Raw genomic sequence first — 7489 nt, 5'->3', positions numbered from 1 at the left:
TGTATTTCGAGAATCCACTGACATAACGACTTTCAGTTACAATATTTGAGTAGATAGGCAATTCGGCAAATCAAAATTTTGCAAGATATTAGAAATTAATGCTTTTTGTGCAAATGGCTAGCCAACCAAGCACTGAATATAGTACCTAATATGGTCAGAATTCCTGCACCATAACCAATATAGGCAATATCGATATGATCGCAGATCATGCCTCCTACCCAGGTACCGCTGCCAATACCAAAATTGAAAATGCCAGAGTAAATAGACATAGCTACAGGAGCGGCGCTAACAGTGGTAGCCGCCATTAAATCCGCCTGACTAGCCATACCAAAGCAGGTCATGCATACACCCCAGAAAATAAACAGGGCAATCATAGCAAATTCATTAACAGTAGCAGGATATAACAATAAATGACTCACAGCAATACCTGCAATAGACAAGGTCAAAAACACCTTGACATGCTTCTCATAGGTTCTGGCAAAAATAGCACTGCCCAAAAGTCCAGCACAGCCCAAAATCATCAAATTAATTGTTACCATATTGTCTGGCATCTTGGCTACAAACTTCATAAATGGCTCTATATAACTATAGGCCGCATACTGGGCTGTAGGCACCAAGGCTGCGATAGCAAATAATCCCATCAGGTTTTTATTACGAAATAGTTCAGGCAGCTGCTTAAAAGTAAATTTCTCTGTTTTTTCCAGCTTAGGAAAAACAAAACACAAATATATCAAGGTGCAGGCCGCAATAATCGCCATAGTCAAAAAGGACATACGCCAGCCCGCATGTAAACCGATTACTCGTCCCAAGGGCATGCCCAAAATAACCGCCATAGAGGAACCTGCTATCAGCATACTCATAGCAACGGTTTTAAACTGGGGTGCCACCATACGCACCACCGCAGGAGTAGCTATAGACCAGTAGATGGCATGGGCGCAGGCCAGTATCAATCTTGCACCCAGCAAGGTCCAGAAATCTGTAGCAATGGAAGCCAGGCTATTGGACAAAATAAATACGGCCAAGGTACTGAGAATCAAAGTTCTCAAGCCATAACGGGAGGCCATAACCATCAAAGGCATGGATAATATCATAACCACCCAGGCATAAATGGAAACTATTCTGCCAATCTCTGCCTCTGTCATGGCAAAATCCTCTGCTATGGTAGATAAAAGACCAATAGGCATAAACTCTGATGTATTAAACAAAAAGGCTGCAAAGGTCATTCCGATTAAGGGCAGCCATTCTTTGATAGTCAGTTTTTCTTTTACATTATCACTCATCTATTACATCTCCTTTCTTTCACAGTGCCATAGTATATATCCTGTCAAAGAAAATTTCAATACCTAATGATCCTTTTCTTCAATTTCTGCTTCAATATTTTTTCGCTTTTCCTCCACCATATCCTCATAGCCCGACAGAGCTGCAAAGGAAGCAAATTGAGCCGCCCTATCCCGCATACTCATAGGCTTGTGCTTGCGGGAAACAGGTCTTTGGTGATTGATAATATCCTCATATTGCTTCATAGAAAACTACTCCCTTAATGTAATTAACTTCACCACCTATAGCGCTTGTGAACAGTGTCCCCTCGCTACAACTACTGTTACATAAGCCCTTATGCCCTATATCCTCCAATCTGACGATTTCGTTCCTTGGCAGTGGCTCCCTCCTGTAAATTAGTGCCTTTCAGCAGGGCATTTTTGCCAAATTTCTTTTTTATGGCTATGGTTGCCTCCTGCAACCGTCTTTCCTTTTCCTCTTGAGCCAAATCCTTAGCCTGCTGCCGTTCCTGCTCCTGAGCCAGGCCGAATAAATCCAGCTGCTCTACCTCCTGCTTAGGCTGTGGCCTATCCTTTTCCCGAATAACATGATTGGCTGTAAGATTCATCCGCCGAATCAATAGCTCTTTATTTACAATGCTATCAAAAAGTCTCTCTGCCCCCTGACGTATCCTCTTCGTAGAGGCAGTATACACATCCAGATTCCAGCTGCCATGACTATGCTTGGGAATCTGCCGTCCATATCTATCCACAACCACCTCTCCCCCATAGTGGCTTCTTTTATCTGGATTTTGGATATTTTCAATATCATAGCCCACAGTCATAACCAACTGATTGGTTATCAAGCCCTTGGACACCAGCTCCAAGGAAAGTCCTTCTGCCATTTCCTGCATTACAATCCTAGCTTTAGCAAAATCATAGGGACTTTGCAGCACCTGGCCTGAACCAAGGCTATTATTTTCCGGTACATAGGCCTTAATATCCGAAATCTGACATGTCTCAATCCCCCAGGCATGGTCAATCAGAAGCTCTGCCTGCTTGCCAAATAACCTATAAAGCAGCTCCTCATTTTTTTCTGAACAAAGGGCCACATCACCCATAGTTACCATGCCATAAGCCGCCAATCTTTTGGCATAGCCTGGTCCCACCCGCCAAAAGTCTGTAATAGGCTGATGTCCCCACAGCTGATGGCGATAGCTCATTTCGTCCAGCTGAGCAATTCTCACACCATTTTCATCAGCGGGAATATGCTTGGCCATAATATCCATAGCAATCTTGGCCAAATATAGATTGGTGCCTATGCCAGCCGTAGCCGTAATGCCTGTATTTTTCAGCACATCCAAAATTATTCTCATAGCCAAATCATGAGGGGATATTTTATAAGTAGGCAGATAATTGGTAACATCCATAAACACCTCATCTATGGAATAAACCACAATATCTTCTGGCGCTACATATTTCATATATATACCATAGATTTCGGTGCTGTATTCCATATAGCTGGCCATGGCAGGAGGGGCAATCACAAAATCCACCTGAAGGGATTTATCCTTTTCCAGCTCCGAAGCAAAGTAGGAACTGCCTGATAGCTTTTTATCTGGTGCCTGATATTTGCGCAGGGCATTTACCTCCCGCACCTTTTCCCGCACCTGATAAAGTCTGGCTCGGCCAGGAATACCGTAGGATTTCAAGGAGGGAGTTACAGCTAGACAGATAGTTTTATCTGTACGGCTTTCATCTGCCACCACCAAATTTGTGTCTAAAGGATCAAGGCCTCTTTTTTGACACTCCACAGAGGCAAAAAATGATTTTAAATCTATGGCAATATACGTCCTGCTTTTCATATTTATATCTCTAACTTCCTGTTGTAAATTTATCAAGTCGCACAAATATTTTACATCCTATGTTCTTAATTTTATCATAATTGCAATACAAATACAACATATATTCTTGCAAAATCTATCCTACATATTTCCATTCCACGAAAAAACAGCTCCCCGAAATTCGGAGAGCTGCCTATGTTTAAGCCAAAATCCAGCTTAGATTATTTTGCCATTGCTTCCTGTACAGCAACTGCTACAGCAACAGACATACCAACCATTGGGTTGTTACCAGCACCAATGAGGCCCATCATGTCAACATGAGCAGGTACGGAAGAAGAACCAGCAAACTGTGCATCAGAATGCATACGGCCGAGAGTATCGGTCATACCATAGGATGCAGGGCCTGCAGCCATGTTATCAGGATGCAGGGTACGGCCAGTACCACCACCGGAAGCTACGGAGAAGTACTTCTTGCCTTCCTCGATACGCTCCTTCTTGTAGGTACCAGCTACTGGATGCTGGAAGCGGGTAGGATTGGTGGAGTTACCAGTAATGGAGATATCAACGTTCTCCAGGTGCATGATAGCAACACCCTCTGGAACGGAATCAGCACCATAGCACTTTACCTTGGAACGAGGGCCATCAGAGTAAGCAACTTCCTTAACAACGTTTACCTTGCCAGCCTTGTAGTCATACTGAGTCTGAACATAAGTAAAGCCGTTGATACGGGAAATAATCTGAGCAGCATCCTTGCCAAGACCGTTCAGGATAACGCGGAGAGGGTTCTTACGAACCTTGTTTGCAGTCTGAGCAATACCAATAGCACCCTCAGCAGCAGCAAAGGACTCGTGACCAGCCAGGAATGCGAAGCAGCCGGAATCCTCGGACAGCAGCATAGCAGCCAGGTTACCATGGCCCAGACCTACCTTACGATGGTCAGCAACGGAACCAGGTACGCAGAAAGCCTGGAGGCCTTCGCCAATAGCCTTAGCAGCGTCTACAGCGCTGGTGCAGCCCTTCTTGATTGCAATAGCTGCACCAAGAGTATAAGCCCACTTTGCGTTCTCGAAGCAGATTGGCTGCAGGTCAGCTACGATAGCTGCAGGGTCAAAGCCCTTCTCCTTGCAGATGTCAGCAGCTGCTTCAATAGATGGAATGTCGTATTTCTTACAAACTTCGTTGATACCGTCAATACGGCGCTCATAGCCTTCAAATAATGCCATTTTCTATTTCAGTCCTTCCTATTATCTCAAATTATTCTTTACGAGGATCGATGTAGCGAGCAGCATCAGCGAAGCGGCCCTTGGTGGAGGTGTTGGCCTTGATTGCCTCATTAGCATCAGTACCAGCCTTAATAGCCTCCATAGCCTTGCCAAGCTGAACAACCTCATAACCGATTACGCGGTCTTCTGCATCAATAGCCAGACGGGTAACATAACCCTCTGCCAATTCGAGGTAACGAGGACCCTTAAGCTTTGTGGAATACAAAGTACCTACCTGGCTGCGGAGACCTTTACCAAGATCGTCCAGACCAGCACCTACTGGCAGACCGTTGTCGGAGAAAGCAGTCTGGGTACGGCCATAAACAATCTGCAGGAACAGCTCACGCATAGCAGTGTTGATAGCATCGCAAACCAGGTCAGTGTTCAGAGCTTCCAGAATAGTCTTGCCTGGCAGAATCTCTGCAGCCATAGCAGCAGAATGAGTCATACCGGAGCAGCCTACAGTCTCAACCAGAGCTTCCTCAATGATACCCTCTTTTACATTCAGGGTAAGCTTGCAAGCGCCCTGCTGAGGAGCACACCAGCCTACACCATGAGTCAGGCCGCTGATATCCTTAATCTCCTTGGACTGTACCCACTGGCCCTCTTCTGGAATTGGAGCTGGACCATGGTTTACTTCTTTTGCAATGCAAGTCATGTCTTCAACATGCTTATCATAATAAATCATTTCGTATTCCTCTCTTCACTAAATTATATTACACAGGCCACGAAGGAGCATTCTCCCATAGGGACAATGTTCCTTCGACAGCCATATATCCCTGCAAGCAGGGACTAATTACTTAACCTTAACCAGACTGCTGCCAGTCATTTCAGCAGGAATATCCATGCCTGCCAAAGTCAGCAGAGTAGGTGCAATGTCACACAGAGCGCCATCGGAGGCAATCCAATTTACTCTATCAGATACCACAATAAATGGTACCGGATTGGTAGTATGAGCAGTAAATGGAGCACCAGTCTCAGGATCAACCATCTGATCAGCATTGCCGTGGTCAGCAGTAATACATACATCACCGCCAACCTCACGGATAGCCTCAACAAAACGGCCAACGCAGGTATCAACAGTCTCAACAGCCTTAACAGCTGCAGGAATAACACCGGTATGACCAACCATATCACCATTTGCATAGTTCAGGATGATAAAGTCATACTTGCCGGACTTGATAGCTTCAACAACCTTGTCAGTAACCTCAATAGCACTCATCTCAGGCTGGAGATCATAGGTAGCAACCTTTGGAGAAGGTACCAGGATACGATCCTCACCCTCATATGGCTCCTCTACACCGCCATTGAAGAAGAAAGTTACATGAGCATACTTCTCAGTCTCTGCGATACGCAGCTGAGTCATGCCATTCTTGGCAATAACCTGACCAAGGGTATTCTCAATGGTTTCAGGAGGATATGCCACCTGAACATTCAAGCCTTCCTCATACTGAGTCATAGTTGCAAAGACCAGCTTTGCTTCCTTGCGGTCAAAACCGCTGAACTCTTCATCAGTAAAGGCGTGAGTCAGCTCACGAGCTCTATCAGGACGGAAGTTGAAGAAGATTACTCCATCACCATCGTTTACACCCTGATAGTCACCTACAACAACAGGAACAACAAATTCGTCAGTTACATCATTAGCGTAGGATGCATTGACAGCTTCCACAGCGTCAGAAGCCTTGACACCTTCACCACGAGCAACAGCATCATAAGCTTTCTGAACACGCTCCCAGCGATTGTCACGATCCATTGCATAATAACGACCAGACAGAGTGGCAATTGCACCGCAGCCGATTTCGTCAATCTTAGCCTGCAGCTCAGCTACATACTCAGCTGCAGAGGAAGGATCTACATCACGGCCATCCAGGAAAGCATGCACGTATACCTTCTGGATACCCTGCTTTTTGGCCAGCTCCAGCAGTCCATACAGATGCTGGCTATGGCTGTGAACACCGCCTGGAGAAACCAGACCCATGAGATGCAAAGCGCCGCCGTCTGCCTTTACAGCATCGGTTACGCTGAGCAGAGCCTTGTTCTCAAAGAAATCTCCGTCCTTGATTGCCTTGGTAATACGGGTAAGAGCCTGATAAATAACTCGGCCTGCACCAATATTGGTATGTCCAACCTCGGAGTTACCCATCTGTCCATCAGGCAAACCAACATATTCGCCAGAGGCAAAAATATGAGTAGCAGGGAATTTCTGCTTTAACTCATCAAGAACTGGGGTTTTTGCAATCTGAACAGCGTTGTTGTTATCAGCAGTATTGCCATAACCAACACCATCCATAATAATCAATGCTACAGGAGCATTTTTCAACTTTGCCATTATAAACCTTTCTAGTAAACCGAATTAGAACTTTACGATTGCGCTGAAGTCAGCAGCCTTCAGGGAAGCACCGCCTACCAGCGCACCATCTACGTTTGGCTGAGCCATGAGATCCTTAATGGTAGCTGGCTTTACAGAACCGCCATACTGAATGCGGATTGCATCTGCAGCAGTCTGGTTGAACTTCTTAGCAACAGCCTCACGGATAGCCTTGCAAACTTCCTCAGCCTGCTCGAAGGTAGCAGTCTTGCCAGTGCCGATAGCCCAGATTGGCTCATAAGCAATAACCAGCTTTGCTACATCATCAGCAGTGAAGCCTTCCAGAGCTGCATTAATCTGACCAACTACATGATCGATGTAGTTGCCAGCCTCACGAATCTCCAGGGACTCGCCGCAGCAGATAATAGGAGTGATACCAGCAGCGAAAGCAGCCTTTGCACGCTTGTTTACGCCCTCATCAGTCTCGCCGAAATAATCACGACGCTCGGAGTGACCAAGTACGCAGTACTCAACGCCGATCTCGTTCAGCATACCGGTGGAAATCTCACCAGTGAAAGCTCCCTTTGGCTCCCAGTGAACATTCTGTGCACCGATGTGAATGTTGGTGCCCTTAGCAGCCTCAGCTACAGCAGCCAGTGCAGTAGCAGTTGGGCAAGCAACGATGTCAACGCCCTTTACGTCAGCAACCAATGGTGCCAACTCCTTAATCAGTGCTACGCCCTCAGCAATAGTGTTGTTCATCTTCCAGTTACCAGCAATAATAGGTCTACGTGCCATAATAATTTTATCCCCCTATAT

The 7489-nt window shown here is 45.9% G+C and carries 7 protein-coding genes; all 7 read right to left on the bottom strand.

Annotated elements, in window-relative coordinates:
• Window positions 1–95 precede the first annotated feature (95 nt).
• Window positions 96–1280, bottom strand: a complete 1185-nt coding sequence (locus I6E26_RS05060) for an MFS transporter (RefSeq protein WP_235320772.1) — start codon at window positions 1278–1280, stop codon at window positions 96–98.
• 63 nt (window positions 1281–1343) lie between these two features.
• The gene (locus I6E26_RS05055) at window positions 1344–1523 is read right to left on the bottom strand and encodes a hypothetical protein (protein ID WP_235320771.1); all 180 of its coding nucleotides are present in this window, start codon (window positions 1521–1523) and stop codon (window positions 1344–1346) included.
• A gap of 89 nt (window positions 1524–1612) precedes the next feature.
• The gene (locus tag I6E26_RS05050; protein ID WP_235320770.1) at window positions 1613–3121 is read right to left on the bottom strand and encodes a Y-family DNA polymerase; all 1509 of its coding nucleotides are present in this window, start codon (window positions 3119–3121) and stop codon (window positions 1613–1615) included.
• A gap of 200 nt (window positions 3122–3321) precedes the next feature.
• Window positions 3322–4323, bottom strand: a complete 1002-nt coding sequence (locus I6E26_RS05045; RefSeq protein WP_235320769.1) for a GGGtGRT protein — start codon at window positions 4321–4323, stop codon at window positions 3322–3324.
• Between the two features lie 31 nt (window positions 4324–4354).
• Complete coding sequence (locus I6E26_RS05040) at window positions 4355–5050, bottom strand: iron-sulfur cluster assembly scaffold protein (RefSeq protein ID WP_268824800.1); 696 nt, start codon at window positions 5048–5050, stop codon at window positions 4355–4357.
• Between the two features lie 108 nt (window positions 5051–5158).
• Window positions 5159–6691, bottom strand: a complete 1533-nt coding sequence (gene gpmI / locus I6E26_RS05035) for a 2,3-bisphosphoglycerate-independent phosphoglycerate mutase (RefSeq protein ID WP_235320768.1) — start codon at window positions 6689–6691, stop codon at window positions 5159–5161.
• A gap of 24 nt (window positions 6692–6715) precedes the next feature.
• Complete coding sequence (gene tpiA, locus I6E26_RS05030) at window positions 6716–7468, bottom strand: triose-phosphate isomerase (protein ID WP_235320767.1); 753 nt, start codon at window positions 7466–7468, stop codon at window positions 6716–6718.
• Between the last annotated feature and the right edge of the window lie 21 nt (window positions 7469–7489).

It is taken from the genome of Anaerovibrio lipolyticus, from assembly GCF_021531495.1.
Classification (GTDB): Bacteria; Bacillota; Negativicutes; order Selenomonadales; family Selenomonadaceae; genus Anaerovibrio.
Note: the sequence above shows the minus strand (reverse complement) of the source record. Positions and strands in the feature narration are given on the sequence as shown.